The organism is Pseudomonas sp. B2M1-30 (genome assembly GCF_025447575.1).
In the GTDB taxonomy this organism is placed as follows: domain Bacteria; phylum Pseudomonadota; class Gammaproteobacteria; order Pseudomonadales; family Pseudomonadaceae; genus Aquipseudomonas; species Aquipseudomonas botevensis.
Genome location: NZ_JAOEJT010000003.1, coordinates 391,246 through 410,749, shown reverse-complemented (window position 1 = coordinate 410,749; position 19,504 = coordinate 391,246). Strand labels below are relative to the sequence as shown.

15 protein-coding genes are annotated in these 19,504 nt (G+C 62.7%); 13 read left to right on the top strand and 2 right to left on the bottom strand.

Features of this window, described 5'->3' with window-relative positions:
- Nucleotides 1-130: 130 nt before the first annotated feature.
- The 4 genes from N8H74_RS08410 to N8H74_RS08395 all read left to right on the top strand — a co-directional run bounded on the left by N8H74_RS08410 (nt 131) and on the right by N8H74_RS08395 (nt 6,994).
- Complete coding sequence (locus N8H74_RS08410) at nt 131-3,715, top strand: DUF2339 domain-containing protein (RefSeq protein WP_262146891.1); 3,585 nt, start codon at nt 131-133, stop codon at nt 3,713-3,715.
- The gene (locus N8H74_RS08405) at nt 3,712-5,076 is read left to right on the top strand and encodes a DUF3999 domain-containing protein (RefSeq protein WP_262146890.1); all 1,365 of its coding nucleotides are present in this window, start codon (nt 3,712-3,714) and stop codon (nt 5,074-5,076) included. The genes N8H74_RS08410 and N8H74_RS08405 overlap by 4 nt, the downstream gene beginning before the upstream one ends.
- A gap of 301 nt (nt 5,077-5,377) precedes the next feature.
- A complete protein-coding gene (locus N8H74_RS08400) occupies nt 5,378-6,388 on the top strand; it encodes a class 1 fructose-bisphosphatase (protein ID WP_217831874.1) in 1,011 nt (336 codons plus the stop codon).
- Between the two features lie 3 nt (nt 6,389-6,391).
- On the top strand, nt 6,392-6,994 hold the full coding sequence (locus N8H74_RS08395) for a DUF924 family protein (protein WP_262146889.1): 603 nt from the start codon (nt 6,392-6,394) through the stop codon (nt 6,992-6,994).
- 134 nt (nt 6,995-7,128) lie between these two features.
- Here N8H74_RS08395 and N8H74_RS08390 read toward each other — a convergent pair whose 3' ends face one another.
- Complete coding sequence (locus N8H74_RS08390) at nt 7,129-9,021, bottom strand: methyl-accepting chemotaxis protein (protein WP_217831878.1); 1,893 nt, start codon at nt 9,019-9,021, stop codon at nt 7,129-7,131.
- A gap of 282 nt (nt 9,022-9,303) precedes the next feature.
- On the opposite strand from N8H74_RS08390, the gene N8H74_RS08385 reads away from it, so the two are divergent.
- Nucleotides 9,304-9,558 carry an outer membrane protein assembly factor BamE gene (locus N8H74_RS08385; protein ID WP_217831880.1) on the top strand — a complete coding sequence of 85 codons (255 nt, stop codon included), beginning with the start codon at nt 9,304-9,306 and terminating at the stop codon, nt 9,556-9,558.
- Nucleotides 9,559-9,588: 30 nt separating this feature from the next.
- Complete coding sequence (locus tag N8H74_RS08380) at nt 9,589-10,158, top strand: lipocalin family protein (RefSeq protein ID WP_262146888.1); 570 nt, start codon at nt 9,589-9,591, stop codon at nt 10,156-10,158.
- 48 nt (nt 10,159-10,206) lie between these two features.
- Here the strand turns inward: N8H74_RS08380 and N8H74_RS08375 are convergent, their stop codons facing one another.
- Nucleotides 10,207-11,571, bottom strand: coding sequence for a formimidoylglutamate deiminase (locus tag N8H74_RS08375; protein ID WP_262146887.1), 1,365 nt, complete (start codon nt 11,569-11,571; stop codon nt 10,207-10,209).
- 146 nt (nt 11,572-11,717) lie between these two features.
- On the opposite strand from N8H74_RS08375, the gene hutC reads away from it, so the two are divergent.
- From hutC to N8H74_RS08340, 7 genes are all read left to right on the top strand, one after another.
- Nucleotides 11,718-12,428 (top strand): histidine utilization repressor, encoded by a 711-nt coding sequence (gene hutC, locus N8H74_RS08370; RefSeq protein WP_217832043.1) that lies wholly within the window; start codon nt 11,718-11,720, stop codon nt 12,426-12,428.
- On the top strand, nt 12,425-12,994 hold the full coding sequence (locus N8H74_RS08365; protein ID WP_262146886.1) for a HutD family protein: 570 nt from the start codon (nt 12,425-12,427) through the stop codon (nt 12,992-12,994). The genes hutC and N8H74_RS08365 overlap by 4 nt, the downstream gene beginning before the upstream one ends.
- A gap of 440 nt (nt 12,995-13,434) precedes the next feature.
- Nucleotides 13,435-15,117, top strand: coding sequence for a urocanate hydratase (gene hutU, locus N8H74_RS08360; protein ID WP_217831888.1), 1,683 nt, complete (start codon nt 13,435-13,437; stop codon nt 15,115-15,117).
- Nucleotides 15,118-15,209: 92 nt separating this feature from the next.
- Nucleotides 15,210-16,682, top strand: coding sequence for a cytosine permease (locus tag N8H74_RS08355; protein WP_217831890.1), 1,473 nt, complete (start codon nt 15,210-15,212; stop codon nt 16,680-16,682).
- 70 nt (nt 16,683-16,752) lie between these two features.
- Complete coding sequence (locus N8H74_RS08350) at nt 16,753-17,721, top strand: ABC transporter substrate-binding protein (RefSeq protein ID WP_262146885.1); 969 nt, start codon at nt 16,753-16,755, stop codon at nt 17,719-17,721.
- 84 nt (nt 17,722-17,805) lie between these two features.
- Nucleotides 17,806-18,657 (top strand): proline/glycine betaine ABC transporter permease, encoded by an 852-nt coding sequence (locus N8H74_RS08345; protein WP_217831894.1) that lies wholly within the window; start codon nt 17,806-17,808, stop codon nt 18,655-18,657.
- A complete protein-coding gene (locus N8H74_RS08340; RefSeq protein ID WP_262146884.1) occupies nt 18,654-19,484 on the top strand; it encodes a glycine betaine/L-proline ABC transporter ATP-binding protein in 831 nt (276 codons plus the stop codon). The genes N8H74_RS08345 and N8H74_RS08340 overlap by 4 nt, the downstream gene beginning before the upstream one ends.
- The last annotated feature ends 20 nt before the right edge of the window (nt 19,485-19,504 follow it).

Sequence of the window (19,504 nt, the reverse complement as noted above, 5' to 3'; positions counted from 1 at the left end):
ATTACGGGCAGTCTCAGGCACCGTTGTGCTCATGTGGGAGTGGATAAGCCCGCTCCCACATTTGGGTTTGTGCCTAGACTGACAGGATTGCCGCATTGCCCCGACTTGGGGCTGCTCAGAGATATCGACCATGCAATGGATGTTCATGTTGATCGGGCTGGTGCTCGGCTGGCTGCTCGACGAGTCGTTCAGCGACGCGCTGCTGGGCGCGCTGCTGGGACTCGCCATCGGGCAGACGCTGCGTATCGCGCGGCTCGGCTCGCAGGTGACGGAGCAACAGCGGCAACTTGAACAGACGAAGGAGGCTTTGCAGGGCGTCGCGCAGCGCCTGTATCGGCTGGAGGGATCGCCTTCTCACGCGGAGCCAGCGCCAAGCGTAGAACCGGTCGCCGAGCCGGTCGCTGAATCTGTCGATGTCGTCGAAGAAGCTCCGGCCCCCGAACTGGTCTGGGAGCTGCCACCCGAACTCGAACCCCTCTCTGCCGTCGCCAGCGAAACCCGTCAGCCACTGCCGGCCGATGTCTGGCGTCTCGACGCTGTTACCGAGCAAGCCCAACCACCTGCCGAACCCCGTGGCCCGAACCTCATCGAGCGCGGCATCAGTGCCGCGCGCAACTGGCTGTTCGGCGGCAACACCGTGCTGCGGGTCGGCGTGGTGCTGTTGTTCTTCGGTCTGGCGTTCCTGTTGCGGTATGCCACCGAGGGCGTGGTGGTGCCGATCGAATTGCGTTACGCCGGGGTCGCGGCGGCGGCGCTGGGTCTGCTGGCGCTGGGTTGGTGGTTGCGTGGGCGCAACAGCAACTATGCGCTGATTCTGCAAGGCACCGGGATTGCGGTGCTGTACCTGACGGTGTTTGCGGCGATGCGTTTGCATCCGCTGCTCGATCCGTCCGCCGCGCTGGGGCTGCTGGTTGCGGTGACGGTGTTCTCGGCCATCCTTGCCATCACCCAGGATGCGCTCGGGTTGGCCGCCGCGGCGGCCCTCGGTGGTTTCGCCGCACCGATCCTGACCTCCACCGGCGCCGGCAACCATGTCGCGCTGTTCAGCTATTTCGCCCTGCTCAACGCCGGCATTCTCGCGATTGCCTGGTTCAAGGCCTGGCGCCTGCTCAACCTGATCGGTTTCGTCGGCACCTTCGGCATCGGTTTCGCCTGGGGCCTGCGCTCTTATGCACCGGAACTGCTGTGGAGCACCGAGCCGTTCCTGATTCTGTTCTTCCTGATGTACCTCGCCATCGGTCTGTTGTTCGCCCGGCGCAAGTTGCGGGACATGCCCGACGCGCCGCAGGCGGGCGATCGTCAGGCGCTGCTGCAATGGTCGGCGCGCAAGGGTGATTACGTCGATGGCACGATGCTGTTCGGCCCGCCGATCGTGGGTTTCGGCTTGCAGTTCGCGCTGGTGCAACACCTGGAGTTTGCCGCCGCATTCAGCGCCCTGGCGCTGGGCATGATCTACATGGCGCTGGCCAAAGTGCTGATGGGTGGCCGGGCGTTGTTGCTGGGGGAAACCTGTCTGGCGCTGGGGGTGATTTTCGCCAGCCTGGCGATTCCGCTGGGACTGGATGCGCGCTGGACCTCGGCGGCCTGGGCGGTGGAGGGCGCAGGAATTTTCTGGCTCGGCCTGCGTCAGCAGCGGCCCTTTGCCCGGGCGTTCGCGTTGTTGCTGCAACTGGGGTCGGCGCTGGCGTTTCTCAGTCAGTTGCGGGTCGGCGAAAGCAGCCTGCTCGACGGCGCGCCGCTGGGCGCGCTGATGCTCGGCGTGGCGCTGTTGTTCAGCTTCTATCAATTGCGCAAGGCGCCGCCGCAGCAGACCTCGCCTTGGGAGCGTCAAGGCCTGCCGGTGCTGGCGTGCCTGGGCCTGACGTTCCTGTACCTGCTGGCGCCGCTGTTTTTCTTCACCCACGGCACGGCGATCAGTTGGGCATTGGCCGGGTTGCTGACGTTGTTTGTCGGCCTGCGCCTGCAATCGCGCACGTTCCTGTTCACCGCGTTTGCCGTGCAGTTGCTCGGTGGCGCGTTGTTCCTGCTGCGGCTGCAAGGCGCCGGGGACGATTCGACAGCGGTGTTCAGCGCCGGCTGGAGCGGTCTGCTCAGCGCTTCGCTGATCGGTCTGGCGCTGATCGCCGGGATGTTGCTGGCGGCCCGCGATGAGATGGTGCGCGGTGACGTGCGTCTGCTGCGCGGCTTGTCGGTGGTGCTGCTGGCGGGTCTGGTGCTGATCAATCTGGCGGTGCTGTTCGTCCTGCCGTGGCAGGCCGCGAGCGCGGTGTGGGCGGCGAGTGGCTTGCTGATTATCTGGCTGAGCCTGTACCTCCGGCAGCGCCTGAGTTTCGTCTTCGGCCTGTTGTTGCAGGTGATCGGCGGTGCGGCGTTTCTGCTGGCCGGGCCGCAACTGCTCGGGCCGTTGTCTGGCGAAGGCCTGACGCCGCTGGGCCATGGCGGATTCTGGACGCCGCTGGTGCTGGGCTTGGCGGCACTGGTCGGCGCCTGGCGCCTGCAACTGGGCAATCACGCGTCGGCGTTTGATGTGCTGAGTCTGCAACGTCTGTCCGAAGTGCTGCTGGTGTGGGGTGCCGGTTGGTGGGCCTTGGCCTGGGTCAGCGAGGTATTGCGCTTTGCGCCGCTGCCACTGCAAGGCTCGTTGTTGCTGCTGGTCGCAGCGCTGAGTGTGGCGTTGTGGACGCTGCTGGCGCTGCGCCTGAAATGGCCGGCACTGGGGCTGCTCTGCACGTTGCTGATCCCGGCGTCTGCGCTGGTGCTGTTGGCAGCGTGGCATTCGCGCTATCACCCGGCGGCGGATTTCGGCTGGCTGGCGTGGGTGGCGGTGTTCGCCGTGCATTTCTTCAGCCTGCGCCGGTTGGCGCCGATGCTGCCGGCGCGAGCCTTGAGTGCCGCCCATGTGCTCGGTTGCTGGCTGCTGATCGGTGTGCTGGCGCTGGAACTGCGTTATGGCCTGTTGCTGTTGTCCGAGCAATACAACGCCTGGCGCTGGCTGGGCTGGGCGATTCTGCCAAGCCTGTATCTGCTGCTGATGGCCGCGCCGCGCAACTGGCCGTGGCCGGTGGCGGCGTATGCCCGCGAGTACCGGTTCTATGCTGCCGCGCCGCTGGCGGTGCTGATGCTCGGCTGGTTCTGGCTGGCGAATGCGGTGAGCGACGGCAACGCCGAACCGCTGCCCTACGTGCCGCTGGTCAACCCGTTGGAGCTGGGCCTGCTGTTCGCGTTGTTCGGCGTTTACGTCTGGTCGCGCAGCGCCGTCGAGCAGTGGTCGATACGCCGGGATTACGCCGATTACGCCACGCAACTGGTCGCCGGTGTTTCGCTGTTCGCTTTCTGCACCGTGCTGGTGATGCGCGCCGCCCATCATTGGGCCGGGGTGCCGTTCGAGCTGGATCTGTTGCTTGAATCGATGCTGGTGCAGGCCGGGTTGTCCATCGTCTGGACGCTGATGGCCCTGGGACTGATGATCGGCGGGCATCTGCGCCATCGCCGCGAAGTGTGGCTGATCGGCGCGGCGCTGATTGCGCTGGTGGTGGCCAAACTGATCTTTGTCGAGTTGAGCAACCGTGGCGGACTGGCGCGGATCGTCTCGTTTATCGGCGTCGGCGTGTTGCTGCTGGTGGTGGGTTATTTCGCGCCGCTGCCGCCCAAACGCGTCGAAGCTGCACCGGCGGCTGACAAACCGGCGCCGGATACCGAAGGAGTGTCGTCTTGAGTCGCATGCTTAATCTGGGGTGGCTGATGCTGGGCGTGGCCATGACGGTCGGCGCCCAGGAAAAACCGGCGGACTTCGCCACGCAGATCCCGCTGGCGGTCAGCGGCAGCGGCCCGTGGTATCGCCTCGAACTGCCGTTGAGCGCGCAATTGCAGGCGCGTCAGACCGATCTCGGCGATCTGCGGGTGTTCAACGCCGCCGGTGAGCCGCAAGCCTACGCCCTGGCCCGTGAATCGGCGCAGACCCGCGACGACGGCCAGATGCACGACGTGAAGTGGTTCCCGCTGTACGACGCGGCCGACGCCACGGGGCATGCGCCGAACGTACGCATCCAGTCCACCACCAGCGGCACGTTGGTGGAGGTGCAGCCGTCCAGTCAGTTAGAGGCGGGCGAGGAAACCCTGCGCGGCTGGCTGCTCGACGCCAGCGCCATCAAGGCACCGTTGCAGCAGCTGATTCTCGACTGGACCAGCGAGCGCGACGGTTTTCAGCGTTTCAGCATCGAGGCCAGCGACGACTTGCAGCACTGGCAAGCGTGGGGCGAAGGGCAGGTCGCGCGCCTGAGCTTTTCCGAAGAGCGCGTCGAACAGCATGAAGTGGCCTTGCCGGGGCAGACCGCGCGTTACCTGCGGCTGCTGTGGGATTCGCCCTCCTCGGCGCCGGTGCTGACCTCGGTCCAGCTCAAGAGCAGCGATCCGCGCCATGTGCCGCTGCCGTTGGTCTGGTCGCAGGCGCTGGCCGGCAGCAGCGCCAAGGCCGGGGAATATACCTGGCAGTTGCCGATGGGGCTGAATGTCGAGCGGGTCCAGGTCGAGTTGAAACAGGCCAACAGTCTGGCGCCGGTCACCCTGGCCGGGCGCCGGGAAAGCAGCCTGCCGTGGCAGGTCGTGGGCAGCGGTCTGCTCTATCGGCTGAGCCAGAACGGCCAGGACGTGGTGCAGAACGAGTTGCAGCTCTACGGGCAAACCGTTCAGCAACTGAAACTGACCGTCGACGAGCGCGGCGGTGGCCTCGGTGAGCAGGCGCCGACGTTGAAATACGCGGTGCGGGCGACGCAGGTGATCTTTCTCGCGCGGGGCGACGGGCCGTACAGCCTGGCCCTGGGCAGCGCCCTCGCCAAACCGGCGAACCTGCCGCTGGCGACGCTGATTCCCGATTTCACCCCGGCGAAACTGGCGACCTTGGGCAAGGCAACGGTGCAGGGCGAGGCGGTTGTCACTCAGACGACGACAACCACGACCACCACCGTGGCGGAGACGAACTGGAAGAAAATCGGTCTGTGGGCGGTGCTGTTGCTCAGTGTGCTGTTTCTCGCCGCGATGGCGTTCAGCCTGCTGCGCAAGCCGCCCACCCATTCCTGAGCCTGGCTGGCGCGGGGCGCCCTTCGCGGGCATGCCCGCTTCCACAGGTTCAGTGTGGGAGGGGGCTTGCCGATGAAGACGATGGGTCAGTCGCTGAAAAGGCTTGATCTATCCCTCTCTCCAGCCACCATCCGTCCCATTTCAAACTACGCTGAACGCCGTGCCTGAACTCTCTTCGGCCGATCCCGTCTGATGGCAGGCATTGCACTGACGCACGTTACCGGGCGTCACCGCTCGCTAGGTTTCCAGACTCCCTGTAAACTGCGCGGGTTTTTAGCCCCCCATTCCACCGGAGCCGTCCATGTCCCGCGTTACCCTGAGTCGCTATTTGATTGAGCAGACCCGCAGCAACAACACTCCTGCCGATCTGCGCTTCCTGATCGAAGTGGTGGCGCGTGCCTGCAAGGAAATCAGCCACGCCGTGTCCAAAGGCGCCCTGGGCGGTGTTCTGGGCAGCATGGGCACCGAAAACGTCCAAGGCGAAGTGCAGAAGAAACTGGACGTGCTGTCCAACGAAATCCTGCTTGAAGCCAACGAGTGGGGCGGTCACCTGGCCGGCATGGCGTCCGAAGAAATGGACAACGCCTACCAGATCCCGGGCAAATACCCGAAAGGCGCCTATCTGCTGGTATTCGACCCGCTGGACGGCTCGTCCAACATCGACATCAACGCACCGGTCGGCACCATCTTCTCGGTACTGCGTTGCCCGAACGAATACCTGAGCCAGAACGAAAGCCTGAACGAAAAGGCCTTCCTGCAACCGGGCACCCAGCAGGTGGCCGCCGGTTACGCGATCTACGGCCCGCAGACCATGCTGGTGCTGACCCTGGGCGACGGTGTCAAGGGCTTCACCCTGGACCGCGAGATGGGCAGCTTCGTGCTGACCCACGAAGACATCAAAATTCCTGCCAGCACCCAGGAATTCGCCATCAACATGTCCAACCAGCGTCACTGGGAAGCCCCGGTCCAGCGCTACGTTGAAGAACTGCTGGCCGGCGAAGAAGGTCCGCTGAAGAAGAACTACAACATGCGCTGGGTGGCCGCGATGGTGGCGGACGTTCACCGCATCCTGACCCGTGGCGGTCTGTTCATGTACCCGCGCGACAGCCGCGAGCCGTCCAAGCCGGGCAAACTGCGTCTGATGTACGAAGCCAACCCGATGTCGTTCCTGGTGGAACAGGCCGGCGGCGCTTCCACCGACGGCCACCAGCGCATCCTCGACATCAAGCCTGAGGGCCTGCACCAGCGCGTAGCGGTGTTCCTCGGCTCGAAAGAAGAAGTCGAGCGCGTCACCAGCTACCACAAGGCTTGAGTCATGAACGCGCCTTGGCAGCCGTTGCTCGACTGGTGGTTCGGTCACTCCGAATCAGCCAGCGCGGTATCGGCTGAAAAGGGCACGTTGTGGTTTGGCAAACGCGACAGCCAGGACCTCGAAGCGCGAGAGCGTTTCGGGGTCTTTGTCGATCAGGCCCTGGCCGGCGGATTGACCGAGTGGACGCAACGTCCCGAAGGTTGGCTGGCCGTGGTGCTGCTGCTCGATCAACTCCCGCGAATGATCTTTCGCGACAGCCCCAAAGCGTTCTCTGGTGACCTGCGCGCGCAACAACTGGTCGCTCAGGGCATCGCCGCCGATTTCGACCGGCAATTGCGACCGGTTCAACGACTGTTTATCTATCTGGTGTTCGAACACTGCGAAAACCTCGCGGTGCAGAACGAGGCGGTTTCCCGGTTTATCGACCTGGTGGCTGAACAGCCGGAAGCGGAGCGGGCGGTGTTTGCCGACAACCTGGATTATGCCGAGCGGCATCAACGGGTGATTGCCCGGTTCGGGCGGTTTCCGCATCGCAATGCGGTGTTGGGAAGGGAGTCCACGGCTGAGGAGCTGGCGTTTCTTTCGCAACCGGGCTCAAGCTTTTAAGTCTTCGCTGCGTTCGCTGATGCCTTCGCGGGCAAGCCCGCTCCCACAGTGTTTTGTGGTGATACACAGATTGTGTGAACACCGAAGATCGCTGTGGGAGCGGGCTTGCCCGCGAAGAGGTCAGTCAGGGCGCCTCAGATTCTGAAGCTGCCTACCAACTGCTTCAACCGGGCCGCCTGCTGCTCAAGATCCGAACACGCGCGCAACGTCGCCTGCAGGTTTTCCACCCCTTCCTGGTTCAGCGTGTTGATCTCGTTGATGTCGACATTGATCGACTCGACCACGGCTGTCTGCTCTTCGGTAGCGGTCGCCACCGACTGGTTCATGCCGTCGATCTCGCCAATACGCTGGGTCACGCTGCCCAGCCGCTCGCCTGCCTGGTTGGCGATGCCGACGCTGCTTTCGCTCTCACGCTGGCTCTCGGTCATGATGCCGACCGCCTGACGCGCGCCGACTTGCAGCTCTTCAATCATCTTCTGCACTTGCTGCGCCGAATCCTGGGTGCGGTGCGCCAGGTTGCGCACTTCGTCGGCCACCACCGCGAAACCGCGACCGGCCTCACCGGCGCGGGCCGCTTCGATGGCGGCGTTCAGGGCCAGCAGGTTGGTCTGCTGGGAGATGCTGGTAATCACTTCCAGAATCTGCCCGATGTTCACGGTGTTGCTGTTCAGGGTTTCGATGTTGCCGCAGGAGTCGCTGATCTTCGCCGACAGTTGCTGCATCGCGTGGATGGTTTTATCCACCACCTGCTGACCGTCTTCGGCCAGGCTGCGCGCATCGCTGGAATGCTGCGAGGCGAGGGCGGCGTTCTGGGCGATTTCCTGGGCGGCGGCGCCGAGTTGGTTGATCGCCGCCGCGACGCTGTTGGTACGCGAGGCCTGCTGGTCGGAGTTGTACATCGAGGAGTTCGAGGCCGCGACCACCCGCAGAGCCACTTCGTTGACCTGGCCGGTAGCCGAGGACACTTCGCGGATCGAGGTGTGGATACGTTCCACGAACTGGTTGAACGACATCCCCAGCGCGCCGAATTCGTCGTGGCCGTGGATGGTCAGGCGTTTGGTCAGATCGCCTTCGCCTTCGGCGATGTCATGCATGGCGCGGCCCATGGTCAGCAGCGGCTGCATCAGCACGCGGATCAGCATGCCGAGCAGGGCGATGATGATGACCACGGCAATCACCATGGCGATCAGCGCCGAGGTACGGAATTCGCTGAGCATCGAGAACGCGGTGTCTTTGTCCAGCACCAGCGCCACGTACCAGTCGGCCGATGGCACGCCGTTGACGCGGGTGAAGGAAATCAGCTGGGTCTTGCCGTCGAACTCGACTTCCTTCAGGCCCGGGCTGACTTTCGGCGCGCCGTTGGGGTAGGCCTCGGCGAGGGTCTTGAGCACCAGTTTGCTGTCCGGGTGGATCAGGATCTTGCCATCGGCGCTGACGATGAATGCGTGGCCGTGGCCGCCGAAATTCAGCGAGTTGATGATCGCGCTGACGCTGCTCAGGTCGATGTCCGCACCGGCCACGCCGATCATCGAACCCTGGCGCTGCACCGGGGTGGCGACGGTGATCACCAGTTTGCCCGACGAGGCAGCGATGTACGGTTCGGTGACGATGGTCTGCTGAGCGCTGTTGGCGGCCTTGTACCAGCCACGCGCGCGCGGATCGTAGTCAGCCGCGCGGTTGCCGGCCGGCACCGAGAACATCACGCCGTCGGCGCCGCCGAAGTAGCTGAGCTGGAAATTGCCGGTGTAGGCGGGCAGGTCGATGATGCGTTTCAGGCTGGCGGTGGCGCTGCCGTCGGCGACGATCTGCTGGGACAGCGATTGCAGCAACTGGATGCGGCTTTCCAGCCAGGTCTGGATGTTGCTGGTGGTCAGGCTGCCGAGTTCCTGCATCGAGGATTCAGTGCTCGATTGCAGGGCCTGGCGCTGTCGGTAGTCGTTGAACAGGATGAAACAGGCGAACGCGACGGCCACCACGAGCGCGGCTGCCAGCAAGATCTTGTGGCTGAATTTCATGTTTCTGGTCATTAAGGGAGCTACCGCGAAGGGGCTGGTCAAGAAAGGGCGGCAATTTGCCACACTCGAAGGCTTTGCGCTGCTCTTATTTCGACCGCCGCGCGCCAAAGATTAGGCGGCTTTGGCGAAAAACGACGAAATGCGTAATAGCCCTACAAAGTGTCTGATTTAGCGATGAAAGCCAGACGAGCGGGCGGATAAATAGCCAGGTGCCCAGGGAACCAGACAGGGGTTTTCTCTTCTAAGCTTCTGGTTGGCGCCAGGCCAACCCCCTTCCGCTCCAGGAGTTACACCATGTCGCTGCGATCTATCGCCCTGCTGTCGTTTTGCGTGCTGTTGGTCGCATGCAGCAAGGTCAACCAGGAAAACTACTCGAAGCTGTCGGCCGGGATGGCCAAGGCGGAGGTCGAAAACCTGCTCGGTAAACCCACCGATTGTGCGGGCGCGCTCGGCATGTCCAGCTGCACCTGGGGCGACCAGAAAAGCTTTATCAGCGTGCAGTACGCCGGTGACAAAGTGTTGATGTTTTCCGGCCAAGGCCTGAAGTAAACCGGGGCTACGCGCCCACGGAGAAGAAAAATGAAGCGGTTATTGCTTATCCTTTTCGCCGGCCTGGTATTGGCCGGCTGCGCCACGACCGGTGAAGATCCGCTGGCGCCGAAGACTGTCAACAGCGTCAATCTCAAGCGTTACCAGGGCACCTGGTACGAGCTGGCGCGTCTGCCGATGTATTTCCAGCGCAACTGCGCCCAGTCCGAAGCCCGCTACAGCCTTCAGCCCGATGGCAACCTCGGGGTTTTCAACCGCTGCCTGACCACGGATTGGCAGTGGGAAGAAGTCAAAGGCACGGCTTATCCACAGGTGCCGGGCAAGACCGACAAATTGTGGGTCGAGTTCGACACGTGGTTCTCGCGGCTGATTCCGGGGTCGGCGAAGGGGCAGTACTGGGTGCTGTATGTCAGCGATGACTACAAGACCGCCATCGTCGGCGACCCGAGCCGCCGCTATCTGTGGCTGCTGTCGCGCACGCCGACCGTCAACGGTGTGGTACGCGAGGAACTGCTGAGCAAGGCGCGTCAGCAGGGTTACGACACCACGCGGCTGATCTGGCGGGCATCGGATCGGCAGATGGCCAAGACGTCCAACTGACGCACAACAAAAAACCTGTGGAGGGTGCCCTCCACAGGTTTTTTTGTATCAGCCCAACAGCTCTCGCAGAACCTGGGTGAACGCGCGGCTGCTGTCCTCTTCTGCGGCATGGTGGCCGTCGCGTACCACCCACTGACCGTTGACCAGCACATCACGCACCTGACGATCACCGCCGGCAAACAACCAGCGGTTCAGGATCCCGTCGCCGCTGGCCGTCGCCAGATACGGATCGTTGCCGTCGAGCACGATCCAGTCGGCGCGCTTGCCGACTTCCAGTGCGCCGATCGGTTGTCCCAGCGCCTGGGCGCCGCCGTCCAGTGCCGCGTCATATAGCGTGCGGCCGACCATTGGCTGATCCGCCCCGTACAAGCGATTGCGCCGCTGGTCGCGCAGACGCTGACCGTATTCCAGCCAACGCAATTCTTCCACCACGCTCAGCGACACATGACTGTCGGAACCGATACCCATGCGTCCGCCCTGGGCGAGGAAATCCACCGCCGGGAAAATCCCGTCGCCGAGGTTGGCTTCGGTGGTCAGGCACAGGCCGGCGATGGCGCGACTCCTGGCCATCAGCGTAACTTCTTCCGGGTTGGCGTGGGTGGCATGTACCAGGCACCAGCGCTGGTCGACTTCGGTGTTTTCGTACAGCCATTGCAGCGGACGCCGGCCGCTCCAGCTCAGGCAGTCATCGACTTCCTTCTGCTGTTCGGCGATGTGGATGTGAACCGGGCATTGTTTGTCGCTGGCCGCCAGCACTTCGCTGATCTGCTGCGGCGTGACCGCGCGCAGCGAGTGGAAACACAGCCCCAGCGACTGGGCTTTCTGCTGCGCCAGCAACGGTCGCAGGCGCGATTGCAGGTTCAGGTAGTTTTCGGTGCTGTTGATGAAGCGGCGCTGACCGTCATTGGGTGTCTGCCCGCCGAATCCCGAGTGACTGTAGAGCACCGGCAGCAGGGTCAGGCCGATCCCGGCGGAGCTGGCGGCCTGGCTGATGCGCAGCGCCAGTTCGGCAGGGTCCGCATAAGGCTGGCCGTTGTTGTCGTGGTGAACGTAATGGAACTCGGCGACCGAGGTGTAACCGGCCTTGAGCATTTCGATGTACAGCTGGCGGGCGATGACGCCCAGTTGCTCCGGGCTGATTTTTCCGACGAGCCGATACATCAGATCGCGCCAGGTCCAGAAACTGTCGTTGGGATTGCCGGCCACTTCCGCCAGTCCCGCCATCGCCCGTTGAAAGGCGTGGGAGTGCAGGTTCGGCATTCCCGGCAGCAGCGGACCGCTCAGCCGTTCGGCGCCGTCTGCGGTGGAATCGGCCTGGATACGGGTCAATACGCCCTCGGCGCTGACCTCAAGACGTACATTATTGGCCCATCCGTTAGGCAGCAGTGCGCGTTCGGCAAAGAAGGCGGACATGGTTCAGCACCCCATCGTGTGTTATTTGTATATACATATACAGACGTTTGCCTGCCCGGTAAACTCCGGCAAGCTAGCAACTTTCATCAAATGAACAGGGATCAACCGTGCCGACTCCGCCTCCAGTCTCCCCGTTGGCCGCGAACATGGGCGAAAGTCCGGCGCCCTTGTACGCCCGCGTCAAACAGATGATCACGCAACAGATCGACAGCGGTAACTGGCCGCCGCACTACCGCGTTCCGTCGGAAAGCGAGCTGGTCAGCCAGTTGGGTTTCAGCCGGATGACCATCAATCGCGCGCTGCGGGAAATGACCGCCGACGGTCTGCTGGTGCGCATGCAGGGTGTCGGTACTTTTGTCGCCGAGCCGAAGAGCCAGTCCGCGCTGTTCGAAGTGCACAACATCGCCGACGAAATCGCTTCCCGTGGCCATCGCCACACCTGCCAGGTCATCACCCTGGAAGAGGAGGCTGCCGGTTCCGAACGCGCCCTGGCCCTGGACATGCGTGAAGGGCAGAAGGTGTTCCACTCGTTGATCGTGCATTTCGAAAACGACATTCCGGTGCAAATCGAAGACCGTTTCGTCAACGCGCTGGTCGCCCCGGAATACCTCAAGCAGGATTTCACCCTGCAAACGCCTTACGCCTATCTCAACCAGGTCGCGCCGCTGACCGAGGGCGAGCATGTGGTCGAAGCGATCCTCGCCGAACCGTCCGAGTGCAAATTGCTGCAGATTGAAAAGGGCGAGCCGTGCTTGCTGATCCGTCGTCGTACGTGGTCGGGGCGTCAGCCGGTGACGGCGGCGCGCCTGATTCACCCCGGTTCTCGTCATAGTCTGGAAGGACGGTTTCATAAATGAGTGGTTTGAAGGTTTTACGCGCCGAAGGCTACCCGCGCATGCCGTGGAAAAACGGCAGCGGCAGCACCGAGGAAATCACCCGCGACGCCGGCGCGGGTCTTGATGGCTTTGGCTGGCGCCTGTCGATTGCCGACATCGGCGAGTCGGGCGGCTTCTCGACCTTCACCGGTTATCAGCGGGTTATCACCGTATTGCAGGGCGACGGCATGACCTTGTGCGTCGACGGTGACGACACTCGCCCGCTGTTACCTCTCGACCCGTTCGCTTTCAGCGGCGAGAGCCAGGTGTCCTGCACGTTGCTCGGCGGCGCGATCCGCGACTTCAACCTGATCTATGCGCCCCAGCGTTACAGCGCACGTTTGCAATGGCTGGAGGGCGAAGAGCGGTTGTTCAGCTCGGCGGCGACGGTGCTGGTGTTCAGTGTCAGCGAACGGCTGGAAGTGAAGGTCGCTGACCGTGTTTCGCAGCTTGGGCGCCATGATTGCCTGCAACTGGACGGTAACACTGGCCTGGTGGAAATCGCCGTCAATGCTGCGTGCTGCGTGATTGAGCTGACGGCACGCTGATCCAATACTCAAGCGACACCTTTGCGGGCAAGCCCGCTTCCACAGGATCTGTGGGAGCAGACTTGCCCGCGATGCTTTTCGTCGCCACCAATCCGTTTCCCATCGCGCACCAACTTGTTACCGAACGCCCCAGCGTGGCGCAAAATCACGCTCACGTAACAACCTTGCACCTTCGCCAAATGTCCTCCGGAAAAATTTCATACACGCCAGAACCCTTGATTCAGGCGCTCTCCAACCCTGTCCGCGATTTTTCTTGAACGCCTCTCCAGCAAGTTGGCCGCTTGATTGCATATGCTTGTATGTACAAGTAAAGACGTATGCATATGAGTTGATCGAGACTCGAAGCAGCGTCCACTGATTCGCTTGTCGCGCAGAGAAGCGCACAGGCTGCTTGCCCACTGCCAGGGTTGGTTTGAATTGATCGCTGAGGAGTCTTTTTCGTGACTGACAACAATCGCACCAAATTCCGTGACGTCGAAATCCGTGCCCCACGCGGCAACAAGCTGACCGCCAAGAGCTGGCTGACCGAAGCGCCGCTGCGCATGCTGATGAACAACCTCGACCCGGAAGTGGCCGAAAACCCGAAAGAGCTGGTGGTCTACGGTGGTATCGGCCGGGCGGCGCGCAACTGGGAGTGCTACGACAAGATCGTTGAAACCCTGACCAACCTGAACGACGACGAAACCCTGCTGGTGCAGTCGGGCAAACCGGTCGGCGTATTCAAGACTCACAGCAACGCCCCGCGCGTGCTGATCGCCAACTCCAACCTGGTGCCACACTGGGCCACCTGGGAACACTTCAACGAACTCGACGCCAAAGGCCTGGCCATGTACGGCCAGATGACCGCCGGCAGCTGGATCTATATCGGCAGCCAGGGCATTGTTCAGGGCACCTACGAAACCTTCGTTGAGGCCGGTCGTCAGCACTACAACGACAACCTCACCGGCAAGTGGGTCCTGACCGCCGGCCTCGGCGGCATGGGTGGCGCCCAGCCACTGGCCGCGACCCTGGCCGGTGCCTGCTCGCTGAACATCGAATGCCAGCAGATCAGCATCGATTTCCGCCTGAAAACCCGCTACGTCGACGAGCAAGCCACCGACCTCGACGACGCGCTGGCCCGTATCGCCAAGTACACCGCCGAAGGCAAGGCAGTCTCCATCGCCCTGTGCGGCAACGCCGCTGAAATCCTCCCGGAACTGGTCAAGCGCGGCGTGCGTCCGGACATGGTCACCGACCAGACCAGCGCCCACGACCCGCTCAACGGTTACCTGCCGGCCGGCTGGACCTGGGACGAATACCGTGCCCGCGCCAAGACCGAACCTGCCGCCGTGGTGAAAGCCGCCAAGCAGTCGATGGCCGTCCACGTCAAAGCCATGCTCGCTTTCCAGAAAATGGGCGTGCCGACCTTCGACTACGGCAACAACATCCGTCAGATGGCCCAGGAAGAAGGCGTCGAGAACGCATTCGACTTCCCGGGCTTCGTACCGGCCTACATCCGTCCGCTGTTCTGCCGTGGCATCGGCCCGTTCCGCTGGGCGGCGCTGTCGGGCAACGCTGAAGACATCTACAAGACCGACGCCAAGGTCAAGGAACTGATCCCGGACGACGCCCACCTGCACAACTGGCTGGACATGGCGCGCGAGCGCATCAGCTTCCAGGGTCTGCCGGCACGTATCTGCTGGGTCGGCCTGGGTCTGCGCGCCAAGCTCGGTCTGGCGTTCAACGAAATGGTCCGTAGCGGTGAGCTGTCGGCGCCGATCGTTATCGGTCGCGACCACCTCGACTCCGGCTCGGTCTCCAGCCCGAACCGCGAAACCGAATCGATGCAGGACGGTTCCGATGCCGTGTCCGACTGGCCGCTGCTCAACGCTCTGCTGAACACCGCGAGCGGCGCGACCTGGGTTTCCCTGCACCACGGCGGCGGCGTCGGCATGGGCTTCTCCCAGCACTCGGGCATGGTGATCGTCTGCGACGGTACTGACGAAGCGGCCGAGCGTATCGCTCGTGTCCTGCACAACGACCCGGGCACCGGTGTCATGCGTCACGCCGATGCCGGTTACCAGATCGCCATCGACTGCGCCAAGGAGCAAGGCCTGAACCTGCCGATGATTACCGGCAAGTAATGCAAGCTCTGCTGGTTGTGGGAGCGGGCTTGCCCGCTCCCTCGCAAGCCAAAACAAAAACAACACCCAGAACAATCCACAGAGGTTGAATCATGGCAGGCAACACCGATCGTGCAGGCAACAAACCGTTGATCGAAAGGCGTTCGATCGACTACATCCCGGAAGTGGAAAGACACGGTCGTCTGTTGAGTCAGTTCACCCTCTGGTTGGGTGCCAACCTGCAAATCACCGCGATTGTTACCGGGGCGTTGGCCGTGGTGCTGGGCGGTGATGTGTTCTGGTCGTTGATCGGGCTGCTGATCGGGCAACTGCTCGGCGGTGGGGTGATGGCGCTGCACGCGGCGCAAGGACCGAAACTGGGCCTGCCGCAGATGATCTCCAGCCGGGTGCAGTTCGGGGTTTATGGCGCGGCCATCCCGATCGTGCTGGTGTGCCTGATGTACCTGGGTTTCACCGCGACCGGCACCGTGCTGTCCGGACAGGCGCTGGGTCAGCTGTTTGGTGTCAGTGACACCGTCGGCATCCTGATCTTCGCCAGCGTTATCGTGCTGGTCACGGTGCTCGGCTATCGAGTGATCCATTGGATCGGCCGTGTCGCCAGTGTCATTGGCGTCATCGCTTTCGTGTACCTGTTCAGTCGGCTGATGAGCCAGACCGATGTCGGCGCGCTGCTGGAAATCCGTCACTTTAGCTGGAGCAGCTTCCTGCTGGCGGTGTCGCTCGCGGCCTCCTGGCAGATCGCTTTCGGTCCGTATGTGGCGGACTACTCGCGTTACCTGCCGAGCAAGACGTCGTCGGTGAAAACCTTTTTCGCCGCCGGTGCAGGTTCGGTGGTGGGCGCGCAGGTGGCGATGATTCTGGGTGTGTTTGCCGCTGCGTCGGCCAACGGCCAGTTCGCCGGTCATGAAGTGGCTTACATCGTCGGTTTGAGCGGCAGTGGTGCCGTCGCTGCGCTGCTGTACTTCAGCATCGCGTTCGGCAAGGTGACCATTTCCACGCTGAACTCCTACGGCAGCTTCATGTGCATCGCCACCATCATCAGCGGTTTCCGTGGCCACTTGCAGGTTTCGCGCATGCAACGTCTGGTGTTCGTGCTGGTGATCGTCGGCGCGGCCACCCTGATCGCGTTGCTCGGCCAGCATTCGTTCCTCGGTGCCTTCAAGTCCTTCATCCTGTTCCTGCTGGCGTTCTTCACGCCCTGGAGCGCGATCAACCTGGTGGACTACTACTGCATCACCCGCGAGCGCTATGACGTGCCGGCGCTGGCAGATCCGAACGGTCGCTACGGCCGCTGGAACCTCCTCGGCATCAGCGTCTATGTGTTCGGTGTGCTGGTGCAGTTGCCGTTCATCTCCACCAAGTTCTACACCGGTCCGCTGGTGGCAGCGCTGGGTGACGTGGATATTTCCTGGATTATCGGTCTGGTGCTGCCCGCCGCGCTGTATTACGTGTGTGCCAGAAAGTGGCACGGCACAGTACCCGATCAACTGATTCTGCCGGTCGAGCAGAGCAGCGTTGCACAACCTAAAACAAGCGGGGCCGGTCGCGCTGCGGCGCAGGCCTGATTTGGACGTGGACAGGGCTGGATGCCTCTTGACTGCCGTAAGCCAACTCATGATTAGGAGCGTCACAACAATGAAATCGAACAAGACCCTGCTGACCACTTTGCTTTCCATGGGCCTGCTGGCCAGCGCTGGCGCCACCCAGGCCGCCGGCTGGTGCGAGTCCGGCAAACCGGTGAAGTTCGCCGGCCTCAACTGGGAAAGCGGCATGCTGCTGACCGACGTCCTGCAAGTGGTGCTGGAGAAAGGTTACGACTGCAAGACCGACAGCCTGCCGGGCAACTCCATCACCATGGAAAACGCCCTGAGCACCAACGACATTCAAGTCTTCGCCGAAGAGTGGGTCGGTCGCAGCGAGGTCTGGAACAAGGCCGAGAAGGCCGGCAAGGTTGTCGGTGTCGGTGCGCCGATCGTCGGCGCCATCGAGGGCTGGTACGTGCCGCGCTATGTGGTTGAGGGCGATGCCAAGCGCAAGCTTGAAGCCAAGGCTCCTGACCTGAAGCACATCTCCGACCTGGGCAAATACTCGGCGATCTTCAAGGATGCCGAAGAGCCGTCCAAGGGCCGTTTCTACAACTGCCCGGCCGGCTGGACCTGCGAGCTGGACAACACCGAAATGCTCAAGAGCTACGGCCTGGAAAACAGCTACACCAACTTCCGTCCGGGCACCGGCCCGGCACTGGATGCGGCGGTGCTGTCGAGCTACAAGCGTGGCGAGCCGATCCTGTTCTACTACTGGTCGCCAACCCCGCTGATGGGCCAGGTCGACGTGATCAAGCTTGAAGAAAAGGCCGGCGTCGACAAGTCCGTGAGCATCAAGGTCGGTCTGTCCAAGACCTTCCACGAGCAGGCTCCGGAGCTGGTGACCGTGCTGGAAAAGGTCAACCTGCCGATCGATCTGCTGAACCAGAACCTGGGCCGTATGGCGAAGGAACGTATCGAGTCGCCAAAACTGGCGAAAATCTTCCTCAAGGAACATCCTGAGGTCTGGCACGCGTGGGTAAGTGAAGACGCTGCCAAGAAAATCGACGCGGCGCTGTAGGTCGAATTCCTCCCGGCCAACCGAGAGGCTGGCCGGGGTGTTCGCCGCAATCGCTTGATTGAGTTTCCTGATTGAGAGCCGCTTATGTTTCCCGAAAGCTTTACCTTTTCCATCGCCGACTGGGTCAACGGTTGGGTCGATGCGCTGGTCACCAACTACGGCGATGTGTTCCGCCACATCTCCGACACCCTGTTGTGGGCCATCGTCAATCTTGAAGGCCTGCTGCGCGCCGTGCCGTGGTGGCTGATGCTGGCCGTGGTCGCTGGGATCGCCTGGCACGCCACCCGTAAAGTGGTCACCACCGCCGTGATCGTCGGTCTGCTGTTCCTGGTCGGCGCCGTCGGCCTGTGGGACAAACTCATGCAAACCCTGGCGCTGATGCTGGTGGCGACGCTGATCTCGGTGCTGATCGGCATACCGCTGGGGATTCTCTCGGCGCGCAGCAATCGCCTGCGTTCGGTACTGATGCCGCTGCTCGACATCATGCAGACCATGCCGAGTTTCGTGTACCTGATCCCGGTGTTGATGCTGTTCGGCCTGGGCAAGGTGCCGGCGATTTTCGCCACCGTGATCTACGCCGCCCCGCCGCTGATCCGTCTGACCGATCTGGGTATCCGCCAGGTCGACGGCGAAGTGATGGAAGCGATCAACGCCTTCGGTGCCAACCGCTGGCAGCAACTGTTCGGCGTGCAACTGCCGCTGGCCCTGCCAAGCATCATGGCCGGGATCAACCAGACCACCATGATGGCCCTGTCGATGGTGGTGATCGCCTCGATGATCGGTGCCCGTGGCCTGGGTGAAGATGTACTCGTGGGGATTCAGACCCTCAACGTCGGGCGTGGCCTCGAGGCCGGCCTGGCGATCGTGATTCTCGCAGTGGTCATCGACCGCATTACCCAGGCGTATGGTCGGCCACGGCATGAGGTGAGCAAATGAACAACGCAACCGTGAGCAAGATCGAAGTCAAAAACGTCTTCAAGATTTTCGGCAACCGCGCCAAGGATGCGCTGGCGATGGTCGGCCAGGGCAAGACCAAGGATCAGGTGCTGAACGAAACCGGTTGCGTGGTCGGGGTCAACGATTTGTCCCTGAGCATCGGCACCGGCGAAATCTTCGTGATCATGGGCCTGTCCGGCTCCGGCAAATCGACCCTGGTGCGCCACTTCAACCGCCTGATCGACCCGACCAGCGGGGCGATCCTGGTGGACGGCGTGGACATCCTGCAATACGACATGGAAGCCCTGCGCGAATTTCGCCGGCACAAGATCAGCATGGTGTTCCAGAGCTTCGGCCTGCTGCCGCACAAGACCGTGCTGGACAACGTCGCCTACGGCCTGAAAGTGCGCGGCGAGAGCAAGCAACTGTGCGCCGAACGCGCGCTGCACTGGATCAACACCGTGGGCCTCAAGGGCTACGAAAACAAATACCCGCATCAGCTCTCCGGCGGCATGCGTCAGCGTGTCGGCCTGGCCCGCGCCCTGGCGGCGGACACCGACATCATCCTGATGGACGAAGCCTTCAGCGCCCTCGATCCGCTGATCCGCGCGGAAATGCAGGATCAGTTGCTGGAGCTGCAAAAGACCCTGCACAAGACCATCGTCTTCATCACCCACGACCTCGACGAGGCCGTGCGCATCGGCAACCGCATCGCGATCCTCAAGGATGGCCGCCTGATCCAGGTCGGCACCCCGCGCGAGATCCTGCATTCGCCGGCGGATGAGTACGTCGACCGGTTCGTGCAGCGGCGGGCGGCGGTGGTCTGATGATCGTTCTCACGCAGAGC